The 25,670-nt window shown below is 35.8% G+C and carries 29 protein-coding genes and 1 tRNA gene; 24 read left to right on the forward strand and 6 right to left on the reverse strand.

The window, feature by feature from the left end:
* Positions 1–21: 21 nt before the first annotated feature.
* From ACFEMA_RS00565 to ACFEMA_RS00580, 4 genes are all read left to right on the forward strand, one after another.
* Complete coding sequence (locus ACFEMA_RS00565) at positions 22–2,322, forward strand: T9SS type B sorting domain-containing protein (protein WP_411766010.1); 2,301 nt, start codon at positions 22–24, stop codon at positions 2,320–2,322.
* A gap of 50 nt (positions 2,323–2,372) precedes the next feature.
* The gene (locus tag ACFEMA_RS00570; protein WP_411766011.1) at positions 2,373–3,212 is read left to right on the forward strand and encodes a helix-turn-helix domain-containing protein; all 840 of its coding nucleotides are present in this window, start codon (positions 2,373–2,375) and stop codon (positions 3,210–3,212) included.
* A 379-nt stretch (positions 3,213–3,591) separates the two neighbouring features.
* The gene (locus tag ACFEMA_RS00575) at positions 3,592–4,140 is read left to right on the forward strand and encodes a carboxymuconolactone decarboxylase family protein (RefSeq protein ID WP_411766013.1); all 549 of its coding nucleotides are present in this window, start codon (positions 3,592–3,594) and stop codon (positions 4,138–4,140) included.
* A 38-nt stretch (positions 4,141–4,178) separates the two neighbouring features.
* The gene (locus ACFEMA_RS00580; RefSeq protein ID WP_411766014.1) at positions 4,179–4,571 is read left to right on the forward strand and encodes a plastocyanin/azurin family copper-binding protein; all 393 of its coding nucleotides are present in this window, start codon (positions 4,179–4,181) and stop codon (positions 4,569–4,571) included.
* A 70-nt stretch (positions 4,572–4,641) separates the two neighbouring features.
* Here ACFEMA_RS00580 and ACFEMA_RS00585 read toward each other — a convergent pair whose 3' ends face one another.
* Positions 4,642–4,974 carry a single-stranded DNA-binding protein gene (locus ACFEMA_RS00585; protein WP_411766015.1) on the reverse strand — a complete coding sequence of 111 codons (333 nt, stop codon included), beginning with the start codon at positions 4,972–4,974 and terminating at the stop codon, positions 4,642–4,644.
* Between the two features lie 245 nt (positions 4,975–5,219).
* On the opposite strand from ACFEMA_RS00585, the gene ACFEMA_RS00590 reads away from it, so the two are divergent.
* The 3 genes from ACFEMA_RS00590 to ACFEMA_RS00600 are packed head-to-tail and all read left to right on the forward strand — an operon-like array spanning position 5,220 to position 6,848.
* Complete coding sequence (locus tag ACFEMA_RS00590; protein WP_411766016.1) at positions 5,220–5,915, forward strand: DUF6090 family protein; 696 nt, start codon at positions 5,220–5,222, stop codon at positions 5,913–5,915.
* Between the two features lie 50 nt (positions 5,916–5,965).
* Positions 5,966–6,517, forward strand: coding sequence for a GNAT family N-acetyltransferase (locus ACFEMA_RS00595; protein ID WP_411766017.1), 552 nt, complete (start codon positions 5,966–5,968; stop codon positions 6,515–6,517).
* Entirely contained in the window at positions 6,498–6,848 is a 351-nt protein-coding gene (locus tag ACFEMA_RS00600) for a hypothetical protein (protein ID WP_411766018.1), read from the forward strand. The genes ACFEMA_RS00595 and ACFEMA_RS00600 overlap by 20 nt, the downstream gene beginning before the upstream one ends.
* On the opposite strand, the gene ACFEMA_RS00605 is transcribed toward ACFEMA_RS00600, so the two are convergent.
* A complete protein-coding gene (locus tag ACFEMA_RS00605) occupies positions 6,845–7,330 on the reverse strand; it encodes a CBS domain-containing protein (RefSeq protein WP_411766019.1) in 486 nt (161 codons plus the stop codon). The two genes, ACFEMA_RS00600 and ACFEMA_RS00605, sit on opposite strands and share 4 nt — an antisense overlap.
* Positions 7,331–7,435: 105 nt before the next feature.
* Here ACFEMA_RS00605 and ACFEMA_RS00610 point away from each other — a divergent pair, with 105 nt between their 5' ends.
* Positions 7,436–8,245, forward strand: a complete 810-nt coding sequence (locus tag ACFEMA_RS00610; RefSeq protein WP_411766020.1) for an SDR family oxidoreductase — start codon at positions 7,436–7,438, stop codon at positions 8,243–8,245.
* Positions 8,246–8,313: 68 nt separating this feature from the next.
* Complete coding sequence (locus ACFEMA_RS00615) at positions 8,314–9,003, forward strand: hypothetical protein (protein WP_411766021.1); 690 nt, start codon at positions 8,314–8,316, stop codon at positions 9,001–9,003.
* Positions 9,004–9,066: 63 nt separating this feature from the next.
* Here ACFEMA_RS00615 and ACFEMA_RS00620 read toward each other — a convergent pair whose 3' ends face one another.
* A complete protein-coding gene (locus ACFEMA_RS00620) occupies positions 9,067–9,624 on the reverse strand; it encodes a hypothetical protein (protein WP_411766022.1) in 558 nt (185 codons plus the stop codon).
* A 163-nt stretch (positions 9,625–9,787) separates the two neighbouring features.
* On the opposite strand from ACFEMA_RS00620, the gene ACFEMA_RS00625 reads away from it, so the two are divergent.
* Both ACFEMA_RS00625 and ACFEMA_RS00630 read left to right on the forward strand, forming a co-directional pair.
* A complete protein-coding gene (locus ACFEMA_RS00625; RefSeq protein ID WP_411766023.1) occupies positions 9,788–10,756 on the forward strand; it encodes an NAD-dependent epimerase/dehydratase family protein in 969 nt (322 codons plus the stop codon).
* A gap of 77 nt (positions 10,757–10,833) precedes the next feature.
* Complete coding sequence (locus tag ACFEMA_RS00630) at positions 10,834–11,844, forward strand: LacI family DNA-binding transcriptional regulator (RefSeq protein ID WP_411766024.1); 1,011 nt, start codon at positions 10,834–10,836, stop codon at positions 11,842–11,844.
* Positions 11,845–11,888: 44 nt separating this feature from the next.
* On the opposite strand, the gene ACFEMA_RS00635 is transcribed toward ACFEMA_RS00630, so the two are convergent.
* A tRNA-Asn gene (locus tag ACFEMA_RS00635) sits at positions 11,889–11,962 on the reverse strand.
* A gap of 86 nt (positions 11,963–12,048) precedes the next feature.
* Positions 12,049–13,389, reverse strand: a complete 1,341-nt coding sequence (gene rseP / locus ACFEMA_RS00640) for an RIP metalloprotease RseP (protein ID WP_411766025.1) — start codon at positions 13,387–13,389, stop codon at positions 12,049–12,051.
* A 207-nt stretch (positions 13,390–13,596) separates the two neighbouring features.
* On the opposite strand from rseP, the gene ACFEMA_RS00645 reads away from it, so the two are divergent.
* The 10 genes from ACFEMA_RS00645 (at position 13,597) to ACFEMA_RS00690 (ending at position 22,675) form a co-directional block, all read left to right on the forward strand.
* Entirely contained in the window at positions 13,597–14,277 is a 681-nt protein-coding gene (locus ACFEMA_RS00645) for an SCO family protein (RefSeq protein WP_411766026.1), read from the forward strand.
* 129 nt (positions 14,278–14,406) lie between these two features.
* The gene (locus ACFEMA_RS00650; protein WP_411766410.1) at positions 14,407–14,598 is read left to right on the forward strand and encodes a FeoA family protein; all 192 of its coding nucleotides are present in this window, start codon (positions 14,407–14,409) and stop codon (positions 14,596–14,598) included.
* Positions 14,591–16,690 (forward strand): ferrous iron transport protein B, encoded by a 2,100-nt coding sequence (gene feoB, locus ACFEMA_RS00655; RefSeq protein ID WP_411766027.1) that lies wholly within the window; start codon positions 14,591–14,593, stop codon positions 16,688–16,690. The genes ACFEMA_RS00650 and feoB overlap by 8 nt, the downstream gene beginning before the upstream one ends.
* 1 nt (position 16,691) lies before the next feature.
* Positions 16,692–16,829: a FeoB-associated Cys-rich membrane protein gene (locus ACFEMA_RS00660; RefSeq protein ID WP_411766028.1), complete on the forward strand. Its 138-nt coding sequence runs from the start codon at positions 16,692–16,694 to the stop codon at positions 16,827–16,829.
* 335 nt (positions 16,830–17,164) lie between these two features.
* The gene (locus ACFEMA_RS00665) at positions 17,165–17,824 is read left to right on the forward strand and encodes a metal-dependent transcriptional regulator (RefSeq protein ID WP_411766029.1); all 660 of its coding nucleotides are present in this window, start codon (positions 17,165–17,167) and stop codon (positions 17,822–17,824) included.
* Positions 17,811–18,626, forward strand: coding sequence for a transporter (locus ACFEMA_RS00670; protein ID WP_411766030.1), 816 nt, complete (start codon positions 17,811–17,813; stop codon positions 18,624–18,626). The genes ACFEMA_RS00665 and ACFEMA_RS00670 overlap by 14 nt, the downstream gene beginning before the upstream one ends.
* Positions 18,627–19,538, forward strand: coding sequence for a metal ABC transporter solute-binding protein, Zn/Mn family (locus tag ACFEMA_RS00675; protein WP_411766031.1), 912 nt, complete (start codon positions 18,627–18,629; stop codon positions 19,536–19,538).
* Positions 19,535–20,272, forward strand: coding sequence for a metal ABC transporter ATP-binding protein (locus tag ACFEMA_RS00680; protein ID WP_411766032.1), 738 nt, complete (start codon positions 19,535–19,537; stop codon positions 20,270–20,272). Before ACFEMA_RS00675 ends, ACFEMA_RS00680 begins: the two co-directional genes overlap by 4 nt.
* A 122-nt stretch (positions 20,273–20,394) precedes the next feature.
* A complete protein-coding gene (locus ACFEMA_RS00685; protein ID WP_411766033.1) occupies positions 20,395–21,522 on the forward strand; it encodes a metal ABC transporter permease in 1,128 nt (375 codons plus the stop codon).
* Positions 21,515–22,675, forward strand: coding sequence for a metal ABC transporter permease (locus ACFEMA_RS00690; protein WP_411766034.1), 1,161 nt, complete (start codon positions 21,515–21,517; stop codon positions 22,673–22,675). The genes ACFEMA_RS00685 and ACFEMA_RS00690 overlap by 8 nt, the downstream gene beginning before the upstream one ends.
* A gap of 149 nt (positions 22,676–22,824) precedes the next feature.
* On the opposite strand, the gene ACFEMA_RS00695 is transcribed toward ACFEMA_RS00690, so the two are convergent.
* Positions 22,825–23,610, reverse strand: coding sequence for a TerB family tellurite resistance protein (locus tag ACFEMA_RS00695; protein ID WP_411766035.1), 786 nt, complete (start codon positions 23,608–23,610; stop codon positions 22,825–22,827).
* Positions 23,611–23,728: 118 nt separating this feature from the next.
* Between ACFEMA_RS00695 and ACFEMA_RS00700 the strand changes: the two genes are divergently transcribed.
* The 3 genes from ACFEMA_RS00700 (at position 23,729) to ACFEMA_RS00710 (ending at position 25,662) form a co-directional block, all read left to right on the forward strand.
* Positions 23,729–24,139 carry a BrxA/BrxB family bacilliredoxin gene (locus ACFEMA_RS00700; RefSeq protein WP_411766036.1) on the forward strand — a complete coding sequence of 137 codons (411 nt, stop codon included), beginning with the start codon at positions 23,729–23,731 and terminating at the stop codon, positions 24,137–24,139.
* Between the two features lie 132 nt (positions 24,140–24,271).
* Positions 24,272–25,009, forward strand: coding sequence for a lysophospholipid acyltransferase family protein (locus ACFEMA_RS00705; RefSeq protein WP_411766037.1), 738 nt, complete (start codon positions 24,272–24,274; stop codon positions 25,007–25,009).
* Complete coding sequence (locus ACFEMA_RS00710; RefSeq protein WP_411766038.1) at positions 25,006–25,662, forward strand: HD domain-containing protein; 657 nt, start codon at positions 25,006–25,008, stop codon at positions 25,660–25,662. Before ACFEMA_RS00705 ends, ACFEMA_RS00710 begins: the two co-directional genes overlap by 4 nt.
* The last annotated feature ends 8 nt before the right edge of the window (positions 25,663–25,670 follow it).

Raw genomic sequence — 25,670 nt, forward strand, 5'->3', positions numbered from 1 at the left:
TCGTAGACAGTTAATTTTTTATTGAAAACAACTCAGTCTATTAAGCACTATTTTATTCTTTGTGTCATCCTAACGTTTGGCACAATAAAAAATTCCTATGCCCAATTGGGTTTTTGTAGTGGTAATTCTGGCGATACAATTTTCACGGAAAATTTTGGAACTGGGACGACCAACAATCCTCTTCCTGCCGGAACAACAAACTATAATTATAGCAATGGCTACCCTGACGATGGTTTTTACACAGTAACCAATGGGACATTCGGCAATCCTTTTGACTGGCATGAAACAACAGACCATACGCCAGGAGATACAAATGGAAAATGCTTAATTGTAAATGCAGGATTTACAGCAGGTGAATTTTATAGAACAACTATCACAGGACTCTGTGAAACCACAACTTACGAATTCTCTGCATGGCTGCTTAACGTTCTTAAAATTCCTGGGTTCTGCTCTCAACAGAGTACAGAAATTCCTGTAAACGTCAAATTTGAAATTTGGGACGGTACAGACAGTAACCTTTTAGCCTCGGGAGATACAGGTGATATATTTGGAACAACTACACCACAATGGGAAGAATATGGGTTAGTGTTTCAAACGCTTGCTGGACAAAGCACTGTTATTTTAAAAATGATTAATAACGGTCAAGGAGGGTGCGGAAATGATTTAGCAATAGACGATATAGAATTTAAGTCCTGCGGGGATGTTATTACAATCACCGACTCTAATAACAACGATTCTTCTGAAATTTGCTCAGTTGATGCGCCATATAATACAACGCTGACAGTAACTCCGGATTTTTCTGTGTATAGTTCGCACTTTTACCAGTGGCAACAAAGTACAGATGGAATTAACTGGATTGACATCTCTGGCGAAACTAATCAGACACTGTCAGTTTCAGTAAGCACAACAACTATTTTTAGAGCTAAGGTAGCTGAAGTCCAAGTGAACTTGAACAATCCTCAATGTGTGAGTTTTTCAAATGAATATGAAGTCATTGTCAATCAACTTCCACAAGAACCCGTTGGGGAGTGTTGGGAAACAGTTACCTTAAATACGATGACGTGCTCTTGGGATGTCACAGGCACACAGCCTCAGGAGCCAACCACCCTGTGTTGGGAAATCGCTACATTTAATGATACTACCTGTACATGGGAAGTTACAGGAACACAACCGCAAGAACCTGCAACGGAATGCTGGGAAACCACAGCATTTAATACTACAACATGCATGTGGGAAGTAACAGGCACGCAACCACAACAACCATCGACTGAATGTTGGGAAGCTACAAACTTTAATACAACAACATGTGCTTGGGAAGTTACAGGGACTCAGCCACAGGAACCTAGTACCGAATGCTGGGAAACTGCGATATTTAATAGTACATCTTGTTTATGGGAGGTGACAGGAAACCAACCTCAAGAACCTGCTACTGAATGCTGGGAAACATCCAACTTTAATTTAACCACTTGTAGTTGGGAAGTTACGGGGACTCAGCCTCAAGAACCTGCTACCGAATGCTGGGAGACAGCCACTTTTAATTCCACGCTTTGTCAATGGGAAGTTATGGGATCTCAACCACCTGCCCCTAATTTAGAATGTTGGCAAACTACAGAATTTAATAATGACACTTGCCAATGGGACATTTTTGGCGAACAACCTGGATCAATAGAAACCTTTGACGTTATCCTATGCAAGGATACAACTATTACCCTTACAGCAATTACAACTATTGACATGCCATCTTTCGATTGGAGTACAGGTGATATGAGTCAAAGTATTGATGTCGACTCACAAGGTGTTTACACCGTAGATATTTCTGGTGAAAATTGCGCATTCGAAACATTAATTTTTAATGTAACTCTCGTTGAGCCTCCAGTAATTCAATCCATTGAAACTCAAAATCAGAACATTATTGTAACCCTTCAAAATGAAGGTAATTATTTATTCTCTTTAGATAATATCAACTTTCAAAGAGATAACACCTTTCCTCTTGTAGAAGGAGGCTTATATACCATTTATGTAATTAATGAGGATTGTAATTATTTAACTTCTGCTCAGCATCTTCACTTTTATATTCCAAAATATTTTACACCAAATGGTGACGGCAATCATGATACGTTTAGCCTTTCTGGAATCGAGTTTTTCGGAGAATCTGAAGTTGCTATTTTCGATCGCTACGGAAAACTATTAGCCAATGCCAAAAACAGATCTTTTTTCTGGGACGGTCGCTACAACAATCAATTGATGCCAACTGCTGATTATTGGTACAAAATCACTATTGATGGCGATACGTTTACAGGCCATTTTACATTGAAGCGATAAATCAAACCTGTCTCATGTAATGTTCTGTCATTTCTCTGGACTAAGATTTTATGATTAAATCTTTCTCTGAGTTTTCTACAAATGCGCTTTTAAAAATAGGCGATGAAGAACTTCTTCAAAACTTTGACACCCCGAAACCAATTGGGCTTTACACATTTATTTGGGCGACGGAGTCTCATGTCAATGTGGTAGTTGATGGTGTCCCTATTGAATTAAGGCAGCACCAAATTCTTACGCTTACAGCCATTCAACATTTTCAATTTGTGTCTGGGAACGGGTTGCTCGTGTATCAATTTAACAGGGAATTTTATTGCATTAAGGATCATGATCAAGAAGTGAGCTGCGTCGGGTTATTGTTCTTTGGAAATGACACTATCCCGATTGTCACCCTTGACAAAAAAGAGCAAGATAAATTCAATATGCTTCACGAAGTGTTTATAGATGAAATAGACACTGAGGATACGATTCAATCCGAAATGCTCCGAATGCTAATGGCTCGTTTTATCATTAAAATTACGAGACTATTGAAGTCTGACAATGGGATGGAGAACTTTCAGAAAAAAACGAATGACACGTTACGACAGTTTAATATTTTGGTGGAAACCCATTTTAAAAAAGAGCATAGCGTTACTTTTTATGCCAATCAACTCAACAAATCTCCAAAGACATTGTCTAATAGTTTTGCAAAATACAGTCGCAGTCCTCTGCAGATTATTCATGATCGATTAATTCTTGAAACTAAAAGGCAATTACTTTATACCGACAAGTCTGCTAAAGAAATAGCTTATAACATTGGTTTTGAGGATCCTTCACACCTCAGCAGGCTATTTAAAAAGCAAACGTCGCAGACACTCACCGCTTTTAAAGAAAAGCAAGCTTCAATTATTTAGGGAAATATTGACATGTCTAAAGGAAATTAATCCCTCGTCAACACCTCACCTTCTTTTCATCTTTGTACTATCATTAAAAAATAATTAAAAGATGAATTTGAAACATAAATCGCTATTCAACTTAATTGATATATTTAAGTCGATCAAAAAAGAATAAAACAAACCATTAGTCTTAAAACACACTGTGAGAATAAGCATCTACACGACTATTATTGTGATGCAGAGAAGCCATTTACGGGATCGTTTTTAAGAACAAATTCAATAAACGGGAAGTATTGACAATCCTCAGGGAAATTCCTTCATTGTGTAAAGGCTAGTATCCGCACATCTTTACAGTAAACAAAATCAAATTAAACACAAACAATTAAAATTTAATAGTATGAAAACTTTCAATGTACCGAAACGAGAAAATGTTAGTGATAACAATAAAGAAATATTTGACAATTTAGAAGACAAACTTGGCTTTGTCCCTAACATATTTGCGACTTACGCATATAGTGACACAGCTTTGGAAAATTATCTCAATTTTTCTAACGCAAAAACATCCTTATCCGCAAAAGAAAAAGAGGTTGTTAATTTAGCGGTAAGTCAGGTAAATGACTGTATCTACTGTTTGTCTGCACATACCGCAATAGGTAAAATGAACGGATTTACAGATGAACAAATTTTAGAACTACGTTCGGGTAGTGCATCATTCGATAAAAAATTGGATGCTTTAGCACAATTGGCAAAAAACATCACAGAAAACCGAGGAAAAACCGATGAAGAGGTGTTAGAAAACTTCTTTGAGCAAGGCTATACAAATGCCAATTTAATTGACACCATTTCTTTGGTAGGAGATAAAACCATCTCTAATTATGTGCATAGAACAACTCAAGTTCCAGTAGATTTCCCAGAAGCACAGCCATTAGAATTAGAAACCGTTTAAACACTAATTATATAACAAACAGATAAACATAAAAAATCATGAAAAAAGTAATATCAATTTTAGTAATTGCATTGACATTTCCTTTAACGAGCAATGCACAAGATGACATGAAAAAAGATGCAATGATGATGGATGACGAAGCCAAAGTTGTTTCTTTAGAACAAACCAAGGGTAAGTTTACCCAAGAGAAGATGACGTTAAAAGAGGGGTCTTATATCTTTGAGATAAACAATAACAATGTCGGTCATAACGTCGGTTTTGTGTTAGCACCAAAATCTGATCCAGATGCGCATATAAAAACGGCATATGTAACAAACCCTGTTGCTAATAATAGCAAGGAAAAGACTAAAGTTACGATATTGGAAAAAGGAGAGTACATCTATTTCTGTCCTCTAAACCCAACGCCAAAATATACGTTGGTCGTTGAATAAATAACCATTATATAAATTAAAAATGGCTTCCTCGTAAGGAAGCCATTTTTTTATTATTTACATCTAGGATTTATTTCCCTAACATCAATAATTCATTACAAATAATTTCTGTTGTGTAGCGCTTTACACCATCCTTATCTTGCCAAGCGCGGTTTGTGAGCTTACCTGTTACAGCAACTTCTTTGCCTTTAGCAATATACTTTTCTACAATTTGTGCGGTCTTTCCCCAAGCTACAATATTGTGCCATTGGGTATCCGTTACTTTTTCGCCGTTAGAGTTTTTATAACTCTCGTTTGTAGCGATTGAGAATTTGGCAAGCATTTTACCAGATTCTAGATTTACAATTTCAGGATCATTTCCTAAGTTACCAATCAACTGTACTTTGTTTCTTAATGTGTTCATGTCTTTAAATTTTATGTGCCTGTCCGACTGAACAGGCGGGTTAAACAGTTAATACTATTGAACCTTCATTGATTCAACACTGCAAATATGAAACTGGCTCCAAAATATAGTCGGTAGTTACCTATTTAAATTCGTTTGTAAATATTTGTAGTCGTTTGTAAACGGATAATGAGTATATTTGTTGGGGCATCTATATACAATTTACAATGATAAAATTCTTTGGAAAAATTCGCCAAAATTTACTTATGGAAAATAAAACTGGCAAGTATTTTAAATACGTCATTGGCGAAATTATACTTGTGGTTATTGGGATTTTGATTGCACTTCAAATCAACAATTGGAATGAAATACGTAAAGACAGAAAATTTGAGTTAAAAATGCTCACTGAATTGAGAAGGGCCTTAATGTCTGACCTAGAACATTCTCAAAGATTGACAAAAAGAGTAAATAAGGCTGAAACTGCGAGCTATAATATGCTAGAAAACGTCTACAATAACGTTATATATAACGATACCATGTGGCGCGATGTAAACAACTTAATTATTGGTATACAATATCAGCAAACACTAGGGCCATACGAAGCAATTAAATCTGTTGGTTTAGATAAAATTTCTAATGACAGTTTAAGGAATCATTTAATAACCTTTTACGATTTTAGTTACCCCAGACAAAAAGAGCTTATTTTATGGTATGATGAATTATACGAAAAGAACTATAAAGAAATAGATGGTTTTAAAGGGCCCACAGAAATTTACAAAATGGGAAATGATTCATTAGATTATAGAGAAAGATTCAACCCTTCTATTTTTCAGAATCCAAACTTTTTAGAATACCTCACATCAGTGGAAAGGTGGAGCCGAAATACTTTTGAAGTACTAAATTACATTCAACCAGAAATGAAAGAACTTATTCATGAAATTGAATCAGAGATTAATAAATAACCAAAGTCAAGGGTGAATACCCACAAACATATTAAATCACTCATAATAAATTGATTAAGCCATTTCACATAGAAACCAAAAATCTCATTCTAAGAGATGTTCGTCCTTCTGACGTCTACGATATGTTTCGCTTAGACTCAGACCCAATAGTTCATAAATATTTGGGGAATAAACCAAGAACGACCATAGAAGAATCTGAGAAAGACATTAACTATATCATAAAACAATACAACACCAATGGAATAGGTAGATGGGCAGCTATAGAAAAGTCTTCAGGCGATTTTATCGGTTGGTCTGGGCTTAAATATAACAATGATGTCACCTACAATAACACCACCAATTTCTACGATGTGGGCTATCGGTTTATTCCAAAATATTGGGGCAAAGGGTATGCTACCGAATCCTCCATTGCAGCATTAGACTATGGTTTTAAAATTTTAAATCTAAACCTCATCAATGGCATTGCCGAAATTGAAAATATTGCATCCAACAAGGTGCTTCAAAAAATTGGTTTACAGTTTGTCAATACCTTTAAGATTAAAGATGTAGATGCGCATTGGTACGAACTTAAAAAAGAAGATTATGAACAGAGAATGTCCTGAATGTGGGGATAAAATCATTGGTAGAATCGATAAGAAATTTTGTAGCGACGGCTGCAGAAATGCTTATAACAATCGTGTCAACAAAGACTCCAAGAATTTAATACGAAACACAAACAATCGGCTTAGAAAAAATTATAGAATTCTTGAAGCATTAAACCCTGATCAGAAAACCAAAACCTCAAGGGCTAAGCTCATTGAAAAAGGCTTCGACTTCAATTACTTTACAAGCATCTATACGACAAAAGCGGGTACAGTATATTATTTTGTGTACGACCAAGGTTATCTTCCTTTAGAAGGGGACTACTATGCTTTGGTAAAACGGTCGGATTAACCTTTGGTGGTGCTGTTCCAGTTTTCACCTTTCATCTGAAGTGCCGCTTTAAGAATATCCTTTTGACTGATTTGCCCAACCAACTTTCCGTTTTCAACAATTGGAAAGCGTCTGCGTTTAGTGTTTAAAAACTTGTTAGCGGCATCAAAAATATTCATTTCCCCATCAATGGTTTCAACATCTTTTATCATCCTCTTTTCTACATTATCATGCTCTAAAGGCATATTGTAGTAACGACTTTCGCTCAATTGTTTTAGACAATCCCCTTCAGAAATGATACCAATGAGTTCATTTCTCTCATTGACGACTGGTCCACCAGAAATTTTATGCTTTATGATCGCTTCTACGACTTCTTGTACGGACTGATCTGATCTAAAAGTCACCAAATTTGTCGTCATATAGTCCTTAACTTTTAATGGAGTCCCCATCACGGGCTGTTGTTGTTGCTGTTTACGTGCTCCTTGAAAACTTTTAATACCCATAATTTCGAAATTTAGTGAACTTTAAAGTTACTGAAAATGAGTAATACGAACAAATATTATATTCACGAGTTAATTCGTAATTTTCAGTCCATAAAACAACTGTATTTGAAAAACCAAATAAGTATTATAGGCTGTGGATGGCTGGGATTGTCCCTAGCTCAATTCTTGATTTCAAAAAACTATCCTGTTAAAGGCTCAACCACTAGTTCTGAAAAGTTGCCTGAACTCAAAAAACAAAACATTCAGCCTTATGTTATAGAATTGAATGAAAAAGGTGTTAACGGTGATGTCGATGAATTTCTAAATGGTACATCAACCGTAATTATAAATGTGCCCCCCGGACTTCGAAGAAATCCTGATAAAAATCATGTCCTCGAAATAGAACATTTAATTTCTCATGTCGAAAAATCATCTGTTTCAAAGGTTATCTATATTAGTTCTACTTCTGTGTATGCCAATACCGAAAACCTTGAAACGGTTACTGAAGATTCTCCAACACGTCCTGATTCAGAAAACGGAAAACAGTTATTGGCTATTGAAAACAGATTATTGGAGAATAAAAACTTTAAAACCATTGTACTTCGCTTTGGTGGATTATTTGGGTCAGACCGTCACCCGGCAAAATACCTTTCGGGCAGAAAGAGCATTAAAAACCCTAAAGCTCCAGTGAATTTAATTCACAAGGAAGACTGCATTCATATTATTCATCAACTCATTAATCAAGATAGCTGGCAACTCACTTTAAATGCCGTTACACCTCATCATCCTTCAAAAAAAGAGTATTACACATCCTATTGTCAATCGAAAAAAATGCCTCTGCCAGAGTTCGATTTTAGTTCGCCTTCAAAGGGAAAAATTATAGACACCTCCAAGTTGGTACAACTTTTGAATTACAGCTACAAACACGGCCTTTAGAAATTAGCATCTTTTTAGGATTTTATCTCATTAATTTTTATAGTTTTAGGCCTTTAAAATTTTTAAGAATGAAAACAATTACAATGGCTTTAGCGATGATGATTTCGATGGCGTCGCTCGCACAATCTAAAGCAGAATTAAAATCGCATTTTGAAGCGTATTACCAACAGATGAAAAGCCAAGGAGACATCCAAGGTGTTATCAATGCCATGACCCATTTAGAGGTTTTAGAACCACTACAAACCCGTAGAGATACATTGGCGTATCTATACCTTTCAGAAGGTGCATACAGTCAGGCACTAAATGTTGTGGGTATAGAAAAAAATGCAGGTGACTCTGATATTAATGTTGAAGTTAAGGCTTTAGCATTGAAAAATTTGAATCAGCCAAAATTAGCGATTGAGCAATACAATGTGCTCTACAGCAGAAACCCTAATCCACAACTGGCGTATGAAATTGCCGACCTAATGGTACAGACAGATGATCTTACAGGTGCTAAAACTAAGATAGAATACGGCTTGGCAAATGTAAAAGATGATATGACACGTGCTTTTTTTGAAAGACAACAGCCTTACCAAACATCTTTAAAAGCTGCATTTTTATATTTAAAGGGTATTATGACCTTTAAAGAAAATCAGACCGCAAATATTGATGCTGCTTTAAAGCATATTAATGAAGCTTTAGCTATTGACCCTAATTTTAATATGGCAAAAATTTCGCGTGAAGCTCTTGAAGCAAAAAAAGTTCAGAAGAACTAACTGAATAATAAAAAGTTAATAGCGACCCTTTGGTTACACATGTAATGAAAGGGTCGTTTTATTTTACGGTCCTAATGAGTCCTGCGGCTCTTCCTCCACTTCTTGTCGTCCCACATCATTGGCTTCAAACTCAAGCTTTTTATTAATAACAAAGTTGAGGTTAGACTTTGCTTCTAATAAATTCTTAATGCTTTTTAATTGTTCGTCCTTAGGGATGTTATCTAAGGTAAGGTCATTATGAAGTTTTAAAAGTCGTGTTTCGAGCACCAAGATTCTTGCCTTTACGGGATTTGTATTGATGGACTCAGGTATATTTTCCTTAAACTCTGTTAAGAATGCCTTTAAGGTTTCTTCGTCTTGTATAAAAAACGAAATGTCTGCTTTTTTTAAAAATTCAATTTGGTTAGACAACTCCACAAACTCAGCCCAAGAAGATGTTGCTTCATTTGCTTCAGCACTTAACACATAGTCATTATATCTAAAGTTTTCAATAGTACTAGTGGTTATATCTGAGGTTTGTTCTCGTTCTTGGTTCTCTTTAGATTTAGCATCAGACTGCCTGTCTCCACAATTCAAAAAAGAGAAAAGTACTAATCCTATAAATGCATAAAAGTATTTCATTTTAGCCATTATTAAATTTTGGATAAAGATAACCAAACGAAAGATTATACCTTTAATTATGTCTAAAGTTCATCGGTCAAATAATTTTAACAGTTTTAAGGGTACTAACAAATTGAAAGCCCTTTTTTCTTAGTATTTTTGGTATCTATTTTCAGAATAATTCATGGACTCAAAAATATTAATCATTGGTGCTTGTGGTCAAATAGGCACAGAGCTAACGACCGCTTTAAGAGAGAAACACGGCAGGGAAAATGTCATTGCAAGCGATATCAATACACGTAATCTAGACTTGGTAAATTCGGGACCGTTTCTAATTATCGATGCCAAAAATTATAATGCAATTAAGGATTGTTGCGAACTAAATAACGTTAAGACCGTTTATTTAATGGCTGCTCTTTTAAGCGCAACAGGAGAAAAATACCCGATGGAAGCTTGGGATCTTAATATGAATTCCCTATTCCATGTGCTTAATTTAGCGAAGGACAAAGTGATTGACGCTGTGTTTTGGCCAAGTAGTATTGCGGTTTTTGGACCATCAACCCCGAAACAAAATACTCCACAGCACACCATCTGTGAGCCGACAACCGTGTATGGCATTACCAAACAGGTGGGTGAACGCTGGTGCGAATATTACCATGAAAAATATGGTGTCGACGTCCGTAGTGTCCGTTATCCTGGTATCATAAGCTACAAGACAGAACCAGGTGGAGGGACTACTGATTATGCCGTAGAGATTTTCCACAAAGCTATTTTAGATGGTTCCTATACCAGTTTTTTAAAAGAGGACACTGAACTACCTATGATGTTTATGGAAGATGCCATTTCTGCAACGCTTCAACTCATGGAAGCACCAAAAGATGCTATATGTATTCGGTCCTCCTATAATCTAGCAGCTATTAATTTTACACCCCAAACTTTAAGTAATGCTATTAAAAAGCATGTACCGGAATTTAAAATATCCTATGAACCAGATTTTAGGCAAGCTATTGCTGATAGTTGGCCCTCTTCAATTGACGATTCTGTAGCAAGAACTGATTGGAACTGGAACCACAATTATGATTTGGAAAGTATGACTTTTGAAATGCTGTCTCAATTAAATACTATATATGATTCTAAAGTGACATTGTCGTAGTAGTATGACCATCATTAATTTAACTGAGCTAGAACATTTCATTTAAAGATTAATTACATTTACATAAATTCTTTAAAATGATTACAATAAAGGAGTTAGCGAAGGAGTTGAATGTAAGTATTTCAACGGTCTCAAAAGCATTAAATGATAATCCGGAAATTAGTGCTGATACTGTAAAGCGCATAAAGGAGTTAGCCAAACTCAGAAATTATAAGCCAAATAAATCCGCAGTCAGTTTAAAAAGTAGTAAAACCAATACCATTGGAGTTATTGTTCCAGATATCTTAAATAACTTTTTTGCAAAATTATTATATGGTGTTGAGTCTGCAGCAGCAGCTAATGGTTATAACATCATTATTTGTATTTCTAACGAGTCGTATGAAAAAGAAGTGGAAAGCCTTCAACTATTGGCCAATGGAACAGTAGATGGTTTTTTGTTAGCTGTAGCTGAAGAAACACAAACTTTAAAAGAAGATACTCATTTCAAAAAAATCATTGAAGAAGGACTGCCTATTGTAATGTTCGATAGGGTTTTAGATACTATTGATTGTGATAAAGTCATCATCAATGACACAGAATCTACATATTCTGCGACAACACATTTGATTAGTGAAGGCAGAAAAAATATTATGCTAATTAATCATATTGACGAATTAAACGTTGGTACGCTAAGAACTCAAGGTTATATCAATGCAATCAACGATTCTAGCTCTTACGATAATAAGCCCTTGGTATTATCTATTAAAAAAGGTGATGAAGCTGAGAGCATCATTTTAGAGACCTTAAAAAACAACACCACAATTGACGGTATTATCTCAGTAGATAATATTGCTGGAATAAAATCCTTGAATGCCGTAAAATCTATGGGGCTTAAAATTCCACAAGATATATCCTTAATTGCATTTGCTTCTGACGAATTGGTTGAGTTTTCATCTCCAAGATTATCTACAATTACGCAGCATGCCTACAAAATTGGTAGTAAATCCGTAGAACTTTTGATAGATCGCTTAAAAAACGGCACTACAAAAAACAATTATAAAACGGTTACTGTAGATTATGAGCTTACTTTTAGGGAAACAACGAAGTAGGAAAAACAAAAAACCCATCATGCTTATTATGATGGGTTTTTTTGCTCCTCTTCTTGGGCTCGAACCAAGGACCCTCTGATTAACAGTCAGATGCTCTAACCAACTGAGCTAAAGAGGAAGATTGTTTTCGCTTTTAGCGAGCGCAAATATAAATTATTTTTTCAATCCCAACAAAATGAAATTGCAATTTTTTGCTAATATAAATTATTGGGTAATGGCTTTAAATATATCGTTACCATTGGCAAACAACACCAAAGCAATAAGAATGAAAAACCCAATGATCTGTGCTTTCTCCAAAAACTTTTCGCTTGGTTTACGACCAGATACCATTTCGTAAAGTAAAAACATCACGTGACCACCATCTAACGCAGGGATTGGTAATAAATTCAACACCGCTAACATTATAGATAAAAATGCTGTTAATCTCCAAAAGGCTTCCCAACTCCAAACCTCAGGGAATACATCAAAAATAGCTTTAAAGCCGCCTAGCCCTTTATAAGCACCTGTGCTTGGAGTAAAGATAACTCTTAATTGGTCGAAATAACCTGTTACTTCTTCCTTAAATTTATCAACACCTCCGCCAAAACTTTCTAAGAATGTGTATTCTTTTCGAGTAACATCAAAATACCCTAGTTCCTCAAAACGCTTTTCAGAATATGCTGGATATATGCCCATTTTACCATCTGAAGAGATTTTCAATTCTCGTGTAATCTTATCATTTCCTCTTAAAAATGTAGCTTCAACCGTTTGATTAGAATAGGGCTTAAGACTTGTTTCGAGTTGGTCAAAATACCTTATCTCCTTATTATTGACGGAAAGTAAAATATCCCCTTGCTTTAAATCAACACCCTTATTCTGTAAAGTATCTTCAACTTCAGCAACCATAAAAGGTACCCTAAGGTTAAAAAGTGCAGCTCTCTTTCTTGACGAAAGTTGACCTAGAAAATCCTCTGGCAAATCTATACTTAATTTCGAGCCATCTCTTTCAATAGTAAATTCTTCTGCAGTAATTATATTTCGGATTACATCTGAATGAGCTTCTACGGACTCACCATTTACTTCCAAAATTTTATCCCCAGTTTTTAAACCTAATTCTTGTAACAATGGGTTCTCAATCCCGTAACCATCTTTTAAGCTATCTATCGGGTAATCTTTATCTCCATAAGTAAATGAAACAAAAACAAAAATAACATAAGCCAGTATAAAATTAACGGTAACACCACCAAGCATAATAATTAAACGTTGCCAAGCTGGCTTGGATCTAAATTCCCAAGGTTTAGGAGGCTGCGCCATCTGCTCCTTATCCATACTTTCATCTATCATCCCTGCAATCTTAACATAACCCCCAAGAGGCAACCAACCTATACCATAAACCGTCTCTCCTATTTTCTTTTTAAACAGAGAAAACTTTACATCAAAAAAGAGATAGAACTTCTCTACCTTGGTTTTAAAAAGTTTAGCAGGCACAAAGTGTCCCAATTCGTGTAATACGATTAGTAGCGATAAGCTGAGTAAAAATTGGGATATTTTTATAACAAATTCCATGTATTCATTTTCAAATTTCGATTGACAAAAGTAATCTTTTCAAGACATATAGAAAATTATTGGTTTTCTATTGCTAATATTTTAACGTGGTTTTATAAAAACAGTTGTATTTCCCTGAAAATGAGGTGAAATTTTCAACTATAATTGTGTTAAAATACTATTCAAAAATAGTAGTGGATTGTATTTTTGCAGCATAATTGATAGTATATGTCATTTGTTTCATTTTTTAAAGGGTATAAATATTTTGCAATAGGGTTTGCGGTACTCTGTATTGTCATTATTGCTATTATTTATAACGTGCTTAATGTAAAACAGCCGCTCACAATTTGGCAACCAGCCATGGTAAATACTGAACTGGTTGACGATAGTATTCAGCATCAAATGAAATATCATAAAATTGCAGACTTTAGTTTAGTTAATCAAAATGGTAAGATAATTACTCAAGAAGATTACAAGGGCAAAATTTATGTGGCTGACTTCTTCTTTACCACTTGCCAATCCATTTGTCCGATTATGACGGATCATATGTTGCAAATTCAATCGGCTACAAGGAAGGACGAAGACATTATGCTTTTATCCCATAGTGTGACTCCAAAAATTGATTCCGTGGCCCAATTAAAACGTTACGCCAAGAAAAAGGGGGTTGATGATAGTAAATGGAATTTGGTTACAGGTGACAAAAAACAAATCTATGAGCTAGCCAGAAAAAGCTATTTTGCCGTAAAGTCAACGGGAAATGGCGATGAGTACGACATGATACACACTGAAAACTTTATGCTCATTGATAAAATGGGACGAATTAGAGGATATTATGACGGTACAAATCCAGAAGATATTGCCAAACTACTGGAGGATATAGACATATTAAAATCTTTTGGAGGTTCATAATATTTAAACCCGAAATATTTTGAATCTCGTTTTTCAGCCTAAAAAAAATCACTTATTTTTGCTTCTTTAAATTTAATCTAAATAAACTTAAGCTTGACGTTAGCTGAACTAAAACGCGGACAATTAGGAATGATAAAAGATGTGTCATCAGTACACGTCCCTCTAAAATTATTAGAAATGGGCTGTCTCCCTGGTAACAGTGTTAAGTTAGTACAGGTTGCACCCTTTGCAGACCCTATGTACCTTAACATCAATGGCACTCACCTTGCTATTCGTAAAGAGACTGCACTTCATATCTTAATAGAAGCTACTAATGAGTAAGCAAATTAATGTCGCTTTAATTGGTAATCCTAATACCGGTAAAACCTCCGTTTTCAATGCACTTACAGGTCTAAACCAAAAAGTGGGTAATTACCCAGGCATCACTGTTGAAAAAAAAGAAGGTGTCTGTAAGTTGCCAAGAGGTGTAAAAGCACACATTTTAGATTTGCCAGGTACCTACAGTTTAAATGCCTCTTCTCTTGATGAAAACGTTGTTATAGAGTTATTGCTCAATAGAAATGACAAAGATTTTCCGGATGTAGCCGTTGTAGTTAGTGATGTTGAAAATTTAAAACGAAACCTACTTCTCTTTACGCAAATTAAGGATCTAGAAATCCCAACAATCTTGGTCATTAACATGTCTGACCGAATGACCTATAAAGGTATTTCATTAGACATTCCCTATCTCGAGGAGCAATTAAAAACTAAAATTGCTTTGGTTAGTACTCGCAAAAAGAATGGCATTAGCGAGTTAAAAGAGCTTATTACTAACTATAAGGATTTATCAACAGCACCATGCCTTAATGCGTCAAGTATTGATGAGGATTATTTTAATAATTTAAGGAAAGCTTTTCCAAATCAATTGCTTTATAAGTTATGGTTAGTTATTACCCAAGATGTCAACTTCGGTAAAACAGACAGAAAAACCATAGATGCAGTTTCCAATTTCAAGACCAAGTCGGAAGGAGATTTGAAACGTTTACAACAAAAAGAAACTATAAAGCGCTATCAGTTTATCAATAATACCCTAAAAGAGGGACAAACTATTGATTTAAGTACTGCGAAAGATTTAAGGATAAAATTAGATAGAATTGTAACCCATAAAGTTTGGGGTTACCTCATTTTCTTCGTCATCCTATTGACCATCTTTCAGGCCATTTACGATTGGGCCGAAGTACCAATGGACTTTATAGACAGTACATTTGCCGCATTTAGCGAATGGACAAAAAATGTATTACCTAGTGGTGCATTTACCAATCTTATCGCTGAAGGTGTAATACCTGGGTTGGGAGGTATTGTTATTTTCATACCTCAAATTGCCTTCTTATTCTTGTTTATTGCAGTGCTAGAAGAAAGTGGTTATATGAGCCGCGTGGTCTTTTTAATGGATCGGATAATGCGACGTTTTGGACTTAGTGGAAAAAGTGTGGTGCCCTTAATTTCGGGTACAGCCTGTGCCATCCCTGCAATTATGGCAACCCGTAATATCGAAAGCTGGAAAGAACGGCTTATTACCATTTTGGTTACTCCATTTACTACTTGTTCCGCACGGTTACCAGTGTATTTAATTATAATATCCTTAGTTATTCCTGAAGGGCGCTTTTTTGGTTTAGGGTATCAAGCCTTAACATTGATGCTTTTATACCTTATAGGTTTTGGAGCGGCTATTCTTTCTGCTTGGGCACTGAATAAAATCTTAAAAATAAAAAGCCGAACGTTCTTTGTGGTAGAAATGCCAAATTACAAACTGCCGCTTTTTAAAAACGTCACCCTAACAGTACTCGAAAAAACAAAATCATTTGTGTTTGGTGCAGGTAAAATCATCTTAGCCATCTCAATTATTCTTTGGTTTTTAGCATCTTATGGTCCTGGAGATGACTTTAACAATGCTGAAGAAATTGTCACTGAGAAATATCAATCTGACAATCTTAGTGATTCCGAATTACAACAAGAAATAGCATCCTATAAACTTGAACATTCATTTATAGGTATTACTGGTCGTGCTATTGAGCCTGCCATCAGACCTTTGGGTTATGATTGGAAAATCGGTATCGCTATTGTCAGTTCGTTTGCGGCACGGGAAGTTTTTGTTGGTACATTAGCCACCATATATAGTGTTGGTAGTGATGAGGAAGAAACTATAAAAAATAGAATGGCCGGTGAAGTCAACCCCATATTGGGCGGGCCGTTATTCAATTTTGCGTCAGGAATTTCCTTACTCCTCTTTTATGCCTTTGCCATGCAATGCATGAGTACCTTAGCCATTGTGAAACGTGAAACTAACTCCTGGAAATGGCCTACCCTACAATTAGTTATAATGAGTGCTTTTGCTTATATTATAGCATTAATAGCATTTCAAATATTAAAATAACATGAATACCATTCTTCAAAACATATTAGCTTTTTCGGCTCTAGCGATTGCTGTATTGTTTTTAATCAGAACGTATGTTTGGCTGCCCAAGAAAAAGTCAGCTTCTGGTTGTGGAACTGATGATTGTGGGTGTCATTAATTTTATTTTATCTTTAATAAGAATTCATTCTTAATAAAGATAATATTGGGGTTATTAATTATTCTTATAGGGTATTATTTAGATTATAAATTCAACTCTAAACTCTTCAAAAAAGACCTTGTAGGTGGATTATTTATTTTTAGTCTTTTCATCTTAATAGCCTTAATCCAAAAGGTCATCTTTGGATTTCAATTTATTACCATAATCTTTTCGTTAGGAATAGAAATTATTCTACTTTTTTCAATAAAAGCTTTTCTTAATTCCAAAAATTGATTTTTTTAGTTACATTTGAAAAATTTTTAAGCGTACTTAAAAAATATTTAAAGCTAAAATAAATGTCAGTCGCCATAGAGAACTTTGTAAAGGCTATTTACAAAAACGAAAATCATGATGTTAATGATACCAAACCTGGTAACATTGCCGGTAAACTAGGCATATCTAATGCTGCGGCAACCGATATGGCCAAGAAACTAGCTTCTAAAGGCTTGCTTAATTATGAAAAGTACCAAGCCCTTCAGTTGACTGAAGCTGGTGAGAAAATGGCACTTAACATAGTACGTAAACATCGCCTTTGGGAAGCCTTGCTTCATAAAATGTTTAACATGTCATTACACGAGATTCATCGTGAAGCTGAATTATTAGAACATGAAACCTCAGATTTTTTAGCTGAAAAAATTAGCGAGTATTTGGGGCATCCAAAGTTTGATCCCCACGGAGACCCAATACCAAATGCTAAAGGTGAAATTACAACCACCGATACTTCTATCTCACTTTTAAACGCAGAAGAAGGGCAAACCTATATTATTTCAAGATTACTAAGTGAAGACAAAGAGTTCTTTGAGTTTTGTGCTGAGAATGGTATTAAATATGGCAATCAACTAACGGTTGTCAAACAGTTTCTCAACTCAAAAATGACTCAAATATCAATCAATAATAACAACATCGTTTTAAACCAAGATTTTACTCAAATAATATATGTCAATGAAACTAACTAATTCAATATTCAAATGTTACCTCGTATTAATAGCTTTGTCAGCACAATCATTAATTGCTCAAGAAACCAATGAAACTGAAGCTTTAGTTACGGACAGACCAGATGCCACTGAGGCTTCTTCAACAGTTGGTAAAGGTGTGCTTCAATTCGAAACAGGAGGGTTATACACCTCTTTCGAAGAAAACAATATACAGTCAGAAGAGTACACATACAATACCATGCTCATTCGTTATGGTTTACTAGAGAATCTAGAGTTTCGATTAGGTTGGAATTTTGTTGAAGGAGTCACCAAAATTGATGGCAGCAAACTCGATAATGTTACTAGTGGATTAACTCCTCTTTTGTTAGGTGTTAAATTAGATATTGCCGAAGAAGATGGTCTTATGCCAGAGATGGCCTTAATAGGGCATGTGTTTCCTGTTTTTAGTGCTTCTACAGATTACAGACCAGAATATACAGGGGTCGATTTTAGATTTTCCTTATCACATACGCTTAGCGAAAAATCTAGCTTAGGCTATAATATTGGTGCACAATGGGGTAATGATTCTCCCGAGGCTGCAGCTATTTATACTTTAGCTTACGGATATAGTATTACCGATAAATGGGGACTGTATGCAGAGGTTTATGGCGACCTTCCAGAGGATAGCTCGGCAAACCATTATTGGGATGCAGGTTTTACGTATTTGGCATGCAAAGACCTACAGTTCGATGTCTATTTTGGCACAAGCATTACAGAAGGGCAAGATCTTTTAGTGGGCCTCGGAGCCAGTTTTAGAATTTTACCAACACCTAAAAATTTATAAATGAAAAAATATGTAATTCTCTTGTCAATATGCTCTCTGGTTTTTGGATGTAAAAATGACACCAAAAATTCTGGAAGATTAAACGTCGTCACAACGACAACCATGATTACAGACTTGGTTAAAACTATAGGTGGTGATGCGATTGATGTGCAAGGACTTATGGGTAGCGGAGTAGATCCTCATTTGTATAAAGCCAGTGAAGGCGATGTCACCAAATTGGTGAATGCGGATGTCATTTTCTATAACGGGTTACATCTCGAAGGAAAATTAGTTGAAGTCTTTGAGAAAATGGGGAGTAGCACAAAAACACCAATTGCTCTAGCCGATGAAATCGATAAAACCACACTCATCGGTTCAGATTATTTTGCATCGAGTTATGATCCTCATGTATGGTTCGATATTGATTATTTTAAACAATTCACCACAAAGGTCACTTCAGTGTTGTCAGAAAAAGATCCAGAAAATGCAAAATTTTTCAAAGAAAACGAAGCTCGTTTCCTCACCAAATTAGAGGAGCTAAAAACAAAAGTTAACACAATAATAGAAACGCTTCCGAAGGAAAAACGAATTTTAGTGACCGCTCATGATGCTTTTAATTATTTCGGAAAAGCCTACGGATTCGAGGTTGTTGGTCTTCAAGGACTTTCTACTGCAACTGAAGCTGGTGTGCAGGATGTTCAGAATTTGGCCGCCTTTATTATTGAGAATGACATTAAAGCCATATTTGTAGAGAGTTCAGTGCCAAGACGTACAATTGAAGCCTTACAAGCGGCTGTAAAATCCAAAAATCATAATGTTGAAATTGGAGGTACATTATACTCAGATGCTTTAGGGAGTAAAGGAACTGTAGAAGGGACATACCTTGGCATGTTTGAATACAATGTCAAGACTATTGTTAATGCACTCAAATGATGAATAATATTGCAGTAAAAGTTGATGATTTAACGGTGGCCTATAACTACAAGCCTGTGCTTTGGGATATAGATTTAGAAATCCCAGAAGGTGTTCTGATGGCGATTGTTGGTCCGAACGGAGCAGGAAAGTCAACACTTATAAAATCTATATTGGGCATATTAAAACCCATCGCAGGAAGTGTTTCTATCTATGGAAAGCCCTATGACAAACAACGGTCTTTAGTGGGTTATGTACCACAAAAAGGGAGTGTCGATTGGGATTTTCCAACAACTGCTTTAGATGTTGTAATGATGGGGACTTATGGTAGTTTAGGCTGGATAAAAAGACCTGGTCAAAAGCAGAAAAAAGAAGCTCTTGAGGCTTTAGAAAAAGTTGGGATGCTATCCTTTAAGAATAGGCAGATAAGTCAACTGTCTGGAGGGCAGCAACAACGTATATTTTTGGCGAGAGCTTTGGTTCAAAATGCTGCTATCTATTTTATGGATGAGCCTTTTCAAGGTGTAGATGCGTCAACAGAAATAGCCATCATCAACATCTTAAAAGCACTCCGAAAGGCTGGCAAAACGGTTATTGTTGTGCATCACGATTTACAAACAGTCCCAGAATATTTTGACTGGGTGACCTTTTTAAATGTGAAAAAGATTGCCACTGGACCTGTTAAGGATATTTTTAATGATGATAATTTAACGAAGACCTACGGCATTAATTATAAAGTGAGTATTCAAGAGTGAAAATAGTAGGCAGTTTTCAGTCGCAATCCCTACCAATATTAATAAAAACTAAAAGTGAAGTTTCTATTACATCAGAAAATTAAAAATAATGAGAGATCCTGAATCAAGTTCAGGATGACAGAATGGACATTCAAGAATACATACAACTCGTCTTTACAGACTACACACTTAGAACCATAACGCTTGGTACCGCCATATTGGGAGCTGTAACAGGTATGCTGGGCAGTTTTGCTGTGCTTAGAAAACAAAGCCTTTTGGGTGATGCTATTTCTCATGCAGCGTTACCCGGGATAGCCATTGCGTTTTTATTAACTGGAGCTAAGGACACCAACACATTGTTAATAGGTGCATTGATTAGTGGTCTTATCGGTACCTTCTGGATAAGAGGTATTGTATCAAAAACACATTTAAAGTCAGATACCGCTCTAGGGCTTATACTTTCTCTGTTTTTTGGGTTTGGTATGTTGTTGTTAACGTTTATACAGAAACAACCCAATGCTAATCAAGCTGGATTAGATAAATATTTATTTGGTCAAGCCGCTACACTTGTTGAATCTGACGTTTGGATGATGGCAATAGTTACAGGTATATGCTTAGTAATTATGCTGTTATTCTGGAAAGAATTTAAAATTCTACTTTTTGACGCCGATTACACCAAAACATTAGGCTTTAATACAAAAACTATTGATGTGTTGATTACCAGTTTTATTGTATTGGCGATAGTTTTGGGGCTTCAAACTGTTGGAGTTGTATTGATGAGTGCTATGCTTTTAGCGCCAGCTGCCGCTGCGAGACAATGGACAAATAGTTTATCCGTGATGGTCTTTTTAGCAGCATTATTTGGAGCATTTTCTGGAGTGTTTGGGACAGCAATCAGTGCAAGTCAAAACAATTTATCAACTGGTCCTGTAATTGTGCTTGTTGCAGGTGTGTTTGTTATTGTTTCTTTTATTTTTTCACCATCAAGAGGCTTATTATTTAAACAAATAAGAGTTATCAAAAACAGAAGAGACTTGGAGCTTCATAAAACTCTTGCGTTTATGTATCATATTGCAGACAGCCATGAAGATATTTCTCATCCGCATACCATTAAAATATTGAATAATTTTCAAGGTTATACTAAAAGTACACTTCAAAAATTAGTGGACAAAGGCTATGTCACTATTGAGGGAAATATGTGGAGTTTAACCAAAAATGGGTTTACTACTGCGGCGAATTTATATAATCAACAATCAGAAGAGGATGAGTAATGCGCAATTAGAAATACAGATTATTGCCAGCCTTGTGGCCATCGCTTGTGCGATACCTGGAACATTTTTGGTGCTCAGAAAAATGGCCATGATTAGTGATGCTATTAGCCACTCCATTCTTCCAGGCATAGTCATAGGTTTTTTTATCACCCATAACCTAAATTCCCCACTATTAATTCTATTGGCTGCATTGTCTGGAATTGTTACAGTGGTTCTTGTTGAGTATATTCAAAAAACAGGATTAGTAAAGGAAGATACCGCTATTGGCTTGGTGTTCCCCGCATTATTTAGTATTGGAGTTATTATGATTGCCAAAAACGCTAATGATGTTCACTTGGATGTGGATGCTGTGCTTTTGGGTGAACTGGCTTTTGCTCCGTTTGATAGGCTACTCATCAACGGAATGGACTTAGGGCCAAAATCATTATGGATTATTGGAGCTATTTTAGTGATAACGCTATCTTTATTATTCGCCTTTTTTAAAGAATTAAAAGTCAGCACATTTGACAAAGGTCTTGCTGCTTCACTTGGGTTTTCACCCGCATTAATACATTACGGATTAATGTCAGTGTCTTCTGTAACAACTGTTGGTGCATTTGAAGCTGTTGGTGCTATTTTAGTTGTAGCATTGATGATTGCACCTCCCGCCGCTGCATACTTACTGACAACAGACCTTAAAAAAATGATTGGCCTTTCTGTGTTGTTTGGCGTATTCAGTGCAATTTTAGGGTATTGGGTTGCGCATTGGTTAGATGCTTCTATTGCAGGATCAATAACCACAGTCTTGGGGCTACTCTTTTTAGTTGTGTATTTATTTGCTCCAAGTAAAGGAGTTATAGCCGTAATGTTTCGAGAAAAACAACAACGTACAGAAGTGTCCTTGCTCACATTTTTATTGCATTTAAAAAACCATGATGAAATTTCGGAACGCCATGTAAAACATCTTAACGAACATATCAATTGGCAAAAAGTGCGTTCTAAAACTGTATTGGATTTAGCTCTGAAGAACAATATGATTCATATTGAAAACCATATTGTTTCTTTAACACAAAAAGGTGACGAGTTCACATCAAAAGCTATTGACTACATCATTACCAATGAGGATGCTCAAATTGAAGACATGAAAGATGATTTCTTTCTGTTTAGAGGATAAATTAATTTTAGATTGACGATTTTAGATTCTTCAGTTACTACATTCCTTCTGAAGGACCTAGGCATTATAATTTGTAATTCAGAGCGATAGCGAAGAATCCTCTAAGCTTTCTTTTATAAACTGCCTACTGCAACTTAAAGCTGAACACTCTATTTAAACCCTCGCTCTTTTTGAATATGCTCGTAGGCTTCTTGTACTTGTCTAAACTTTTCTTCGGCTCCTTCTTGGTGTTCCTTGCCTAAATGCCCAACACGATCCGGATGGTATTTTTTAGCCATTTGGCGATATGCCTTCTTTACCTCATCATCTGAAACAGATTTAGAAATCTCTAGAATTTTGTAGGCATTATCACTGCTGTTATAGAACATCGCCTTAATGCTTTCAAAATCCTTATTACTAATGCCTAAGTAACCTGTTATGGTATATATCTGTCGCAATTCATCCTCAGTTACAAAACCATCAGCCTTAGCAATACCGAATAAAAAATGAAGTAGCTGTAAACGAGATGGGTGGTCCATCATACGTCTTATTTGGTTACAAACCTGCCTTGTAGAAATATCTTGCTTGGTAATATTCTTAAAAAGCTTAAAGGCATGATTAGCGCGTTCTTTACCATACATATTAGTGAATTGTTGGCGCACATAATCCAATTCTCGTTGGTCTTGCTTCCCATCTGCTTTAATAACAATTGAAGCTAATATCAATAAGCTAACTTCAAAATCACCAGATTGAGTTTGTGGACGTTGCCTATTATAATCTGTACGCTGCCGGTATGTTTTTCCTCTTCTATTCCTTCTCCGTTCACCAATTAAGGGTTGGCCATCACCATCTGTAATGCCATCGACAAGTCCACCTAAGGCCATACCAATAATCGCTCCTATCGGGCCCCCAAAAGACCAACCTAATGCAGCACCTATCCATTTTGAAAAACTCATTCTTTACTATAGATTTTTTGAATGTGCAAATATACTATTTGTTAGTGTTTAGCTTAAGGCATTTGTTACACATTTGGTATCTTTGTACTTTAAATATGTTAATTAAAAAATTGCAACTATGTATCCAGCAGAATTAGTAAAACCAATGCGTGAAGATTTGACGAACGTTGGTTTTGAAGAATTGCATACGTCAGAAGCTGTTGAATCAGCATTAAATAAAACAGGAACAACATTAGTTGTTGTAAACTCAGTCTGTGGATGTGCCGCAGCTAATGCAAGGCCAGGTGCTCGTATGAGCTTACAAAATGCAAAAAAACCTGACCATTTGGTTACTGTTTTTGCAGGTGTTGATAAAGAAGCTACTGATGCGGCAAGAGCACAGATGGTACCGTTTCCTCCTAGCTCACCAAGTATGGCATTATTTAAAGACGGGGAATTGGTTCACATGCTAGAGCGTCACCATATTGAAGGTAGACCTGCAGAATTAATTGCAGAAAACCTTATGGATGCCTACAATGATCATTGCTAAGAAGTAAGAAGCGTGAAGTCTAAAGACTGAAGTTTCAACAAAATCAGAATTACTGTCATTTGAAAAGTCTAGAAATCTTTATACTTTTCAAATGACAGTTTTTTTTGTTTTCACTTTCCCTATTTTTACAAAATGAGAAAACTCTTAGCATACCCACTTTCTATATTATATTTTATCTGCTTTGGGTTAATATTAGTTATTTTTCATCCTATTCAATGGGTCTGCTTTAATGTCTTTGGCTACAAAGCTCATAAAATAAGTGTGGATTGGCTACAGTTTTTTCTGGTGCGTTGTTTACATATTTTAGGCACACGTTTTCAGTTTACAAATCCTCATAATATTCCAATAAATCGGCCATTAATCATTGTTTCTAACCATCAAAGCATGTACGATATATCCCCGCTAATGTGGTATATGAGAAAGCATCATGTAAAATTTGTGAGTAAAAAGGAATTAGGGAAAGGAATCCCGAGTGTGTCTTATAATCTGCGTCATGGCGGTTCAGTATTAATTGATAGAAAAGAACCCATTAAATCCATTGAGGCGATTGAAAAATTTGCAAAACGCATAAAAGAAAATAACTGGGCTGCAGTCATCTTTCCCGAAGGTACCAGAAGTAGAACCGGACATCCTAAACCTTTTAAAACCCGTGGTCTCTTAACCATGTTTCAGCATATTCCGGATGCAATAATAGTTCCCATTACTATTAATAATTCTTGGCGAACATTGCGCTATGGAAAATTCCCAATGGGGATCGGTGCCCACATAAAATTTATAGTCCATCGGCCTATTGAGCTTAACCATCATACAGACCATAAATTGCTCATAAAAGATTTAGAAAAACAAATATCCGAAGCTGTGGAAGTATGACAGAACAAGAACTTATAGACATAACTAAAGATTTTGTAAAAAAAGAACTCAAAAATGCAGAAGGAGGGCATGATTGGTTTCACACAGAACGTGTTTATAAAAATGCGCTCCTCATTTCTAAACAAGAAAATGTCAATGTGCTTGTGGTGCAATTAGCTGCTTTACTGCACGATATTGCAGATAGTAAATTCCATAATGGAGACGAGACTGTTGGTCCTAGAAAAGCTAGGGCTTTTCTGTTTCAAAATAATGTTGATAGTGCAGTTATTGAACATGTGATTAAGATCATTGAAAACATGTCCTTTAAAAACTCATTAGAAGACGCTGAAAGATTCTCTTCAGAAGAGCTCAAAGTAGTCCAAGATGCAGATCGCTTAGATGCTATTGGTGCAATTGGTATTGCACGCTGCTTTAATTACGGGGGCTTTAAAAACAGGGAAATGTACAATCCAGATATTGAGCCAAACCTCGACTTAACTAAGGAAGACTATAAAAAATCAACTGCACCGACCATTAATCATTTTTATGAAAAACTGCTGTTGCTTAAAGACCAAATGAATACCAAAACAGCGAGGCGAATTGCGTCTGATAGGCATAACTATATGGAGGGGTTTCTAAAACAATTTTATGCTGAGTGGGAAGGCAAAAAATAACTCATTAC

This window comes from Winogradskyella sp. A3E31 (assembly GCF_046720935.1).
In the GTDB taxonomy this organism is placed as follows: domain Bacteria; phylum Bacteroidota; class Bacteroidia; order Flavobacteriales; family Flavobacteriaceae; genus Winogradskyella.

Excerpts from the sequence above, each read along its gene's own strand:
- ACFEMA_RS00570 (WP_411766011.1), top strand. The coding sequence starts at position 2,373 with ATGATTAAATCTTTCTCTGAGTTTTCTACAAATGCGCTTTTAAAAATA.
- ACFEMA_RS00575 (WP_411766013.1), top strand. The coding sequence starts at position 3,592 with ATGAAAACTTTCAATGTACCGAAACGAGAAAATGTTAGTGATAACAAT.
- ACFEMA_RS00580 (WP_411766014.1), top strand. The coding sequence starts at position 4,179 with ATGAAAAAAGTAATATCAATTTTAGTAATTGCATTGACATTTCCTTTA.
- ACFEMA_RS00585 (WP_411766015.1), bottom strand. The coding sequence starts at position 4,974 with ATGAACACATTAAGAAACAAAGTACAGTTGATTGGTAACTTAGGAAAT.
- ACFEMA_RS00590 (WP_411766016.1), top strand. The coding sequence starts at position 5,220 with ATGGAAAATAAAACTGGCAAGTATTTTAAATACGTCATTGGCGAAATT.
- ACFEMA_RS00600 (WP_411766018.1), top strand. The coding sequence starts at position 6,498 with ATGAACAGAGAATGTCCTGAATGTGGGGATAAAATCATTGGTAGAATC.
- ACFEMA_RS00605 (WP_411766019.1), bottom strand. The coding sequence starts at position 7,330 with ATGGGTATTAAAAGTTTTCAAGGAGCACGTAAACAGCAACAACAACAG.
- ACFEMA_RS00615 (WP_411766021.1), top strand. The coding sequence starts at position 8,314 with ATGAAAACAATTACAATGGCTTTAGCGATGATGATTTCGATGGCGTCG.
- ACFEMA_RS00620 (WP_411766022.1), bottom strand. The coding sequence starts at position 9,624 with ATGAAATACTTTTATGCATTTATAGGATTAGTACTTTTCTCTTTTTTG.
- ACFEMA_RS00625 (WP_411766023.1), top strand. The coding sequence starts at position 9,788 with ATGGACTCAAAAATATTAATCATTGGTGCTTGTGGTCAAATAGGCACA.
- ACFEMA_RS00630 (WP_411766024.1), top strand. The coding sequence starts at position 10,834 with ATGATTACAATAAAGGAGTTAGCGAAGGAGTTGAATGTAAGTATTTCA.
- rseP (WP_411766025.1), bottom strand. The coding sequence starts at position 13,389 with ATGGAATTTGTTATAAAAATATCCCAATTTTTACTCAGCTTATCGCTA.
- ACFEMA_RS00645 (WP_411766026.1), top strand. The coding sequence starts at position 13,597 with ATGTCATTTGTTTCATTTTTTAAAGGGTATAAATATTTTGCAATAGGG.
- ACFEMA_RS00650 (WP_411766410.1), top strand. The coding sequence starts at position 14,407 with ATGATAAAAGATGTGTCATCAGTACACGTCCCTCTAAAATTATTAGAA.
- feoB (WP_411766027.1), top strand. The coding sequence starts at position 14,591 with ATGAGTAAGCAAATTAATGTCGCTTTAATTGGTAATCCTAATACCGGT.
- ACFEMA_RS00660 (WP_411766028.1), top strand. The coding sequence starts at position 16,692 with ATGAATACCATTCTTCAAAACATATTAGCTTTTTCGGCTCTAGCGATT.
- ACFEMA_RS00665 (WP_411766029.1), top strand. The coding sequence starts at position 17,165 with ATGTCAGTCGCCATAGAGAACTTTGTAAAGGCTATTTACAAAAACGAA.
- ACFEMA_RS00670 (WP_411766030.1), top strand. The coding sequence starts at position 17,811 with ATGAAACTAACTAATTCAATATTCAAATGTTACCTCGTATTAATAGCT.
- ACFEMA_RS00675 (WP_411766031.1), top strand. The coding sequence starts at position 18,627 with ATGAAAAAATATGTAATTCTCTTGTCAATATGCTCTCTGGTTTTTGGA.
- ACFEMA_RS00680 (WP_411766032.1), top strand. The coding sequence starts at position 19,535 with ATGATGAATAATATTGCAGTAAAAGTTGATGATTTAACGGTGGCCTAT.
- ACFEMA_RS00685 (WP_411766033.1), top strand. The coding sequence starts at position 20,395 with ATGGACATTCAAGAATACATACAACTCGTCTTTACAGACTACACACTT.
- ACFEMA_RS00690 (WP_411766034.1), top strand. The coding sequence starts at position 21,515 with ATGAGTAATGCGCAATTAGAAATACAGATTATTGCCAGCCTTGTGGCC.
- ACFEMA_RS00695 (WP_411766035.1), bottom strand. The coding sequence starts at position 23,610 with ATGAGTTTTTCAAAATGGATAGGTGCTGCATTAGGTTGGTCTTTTGGG.
- ACFEMA_RS00700 (WP_411766036.1), top strand. The coding sequence starts at position 23,729 with ATGTATCCAGCAGAATTAGTAAAACCAATGCGTGAAGATTTGACGAAC.
- ACFEMA_RS00705 (WP_411766037.1), top strand. The coding sequence starts at position 24,272 with ATGAGAAAACTCTTAGCATACCCACTTTCTATATTATATTTTATCTGC.
- ACFEMA_RS00710 (WP_411766038.1), top strand. The coding sequence starts at position 25,006 with ATGACAGAACAAGAACTTATAGACATAACTAAAGATTTTGTAAAAAAA.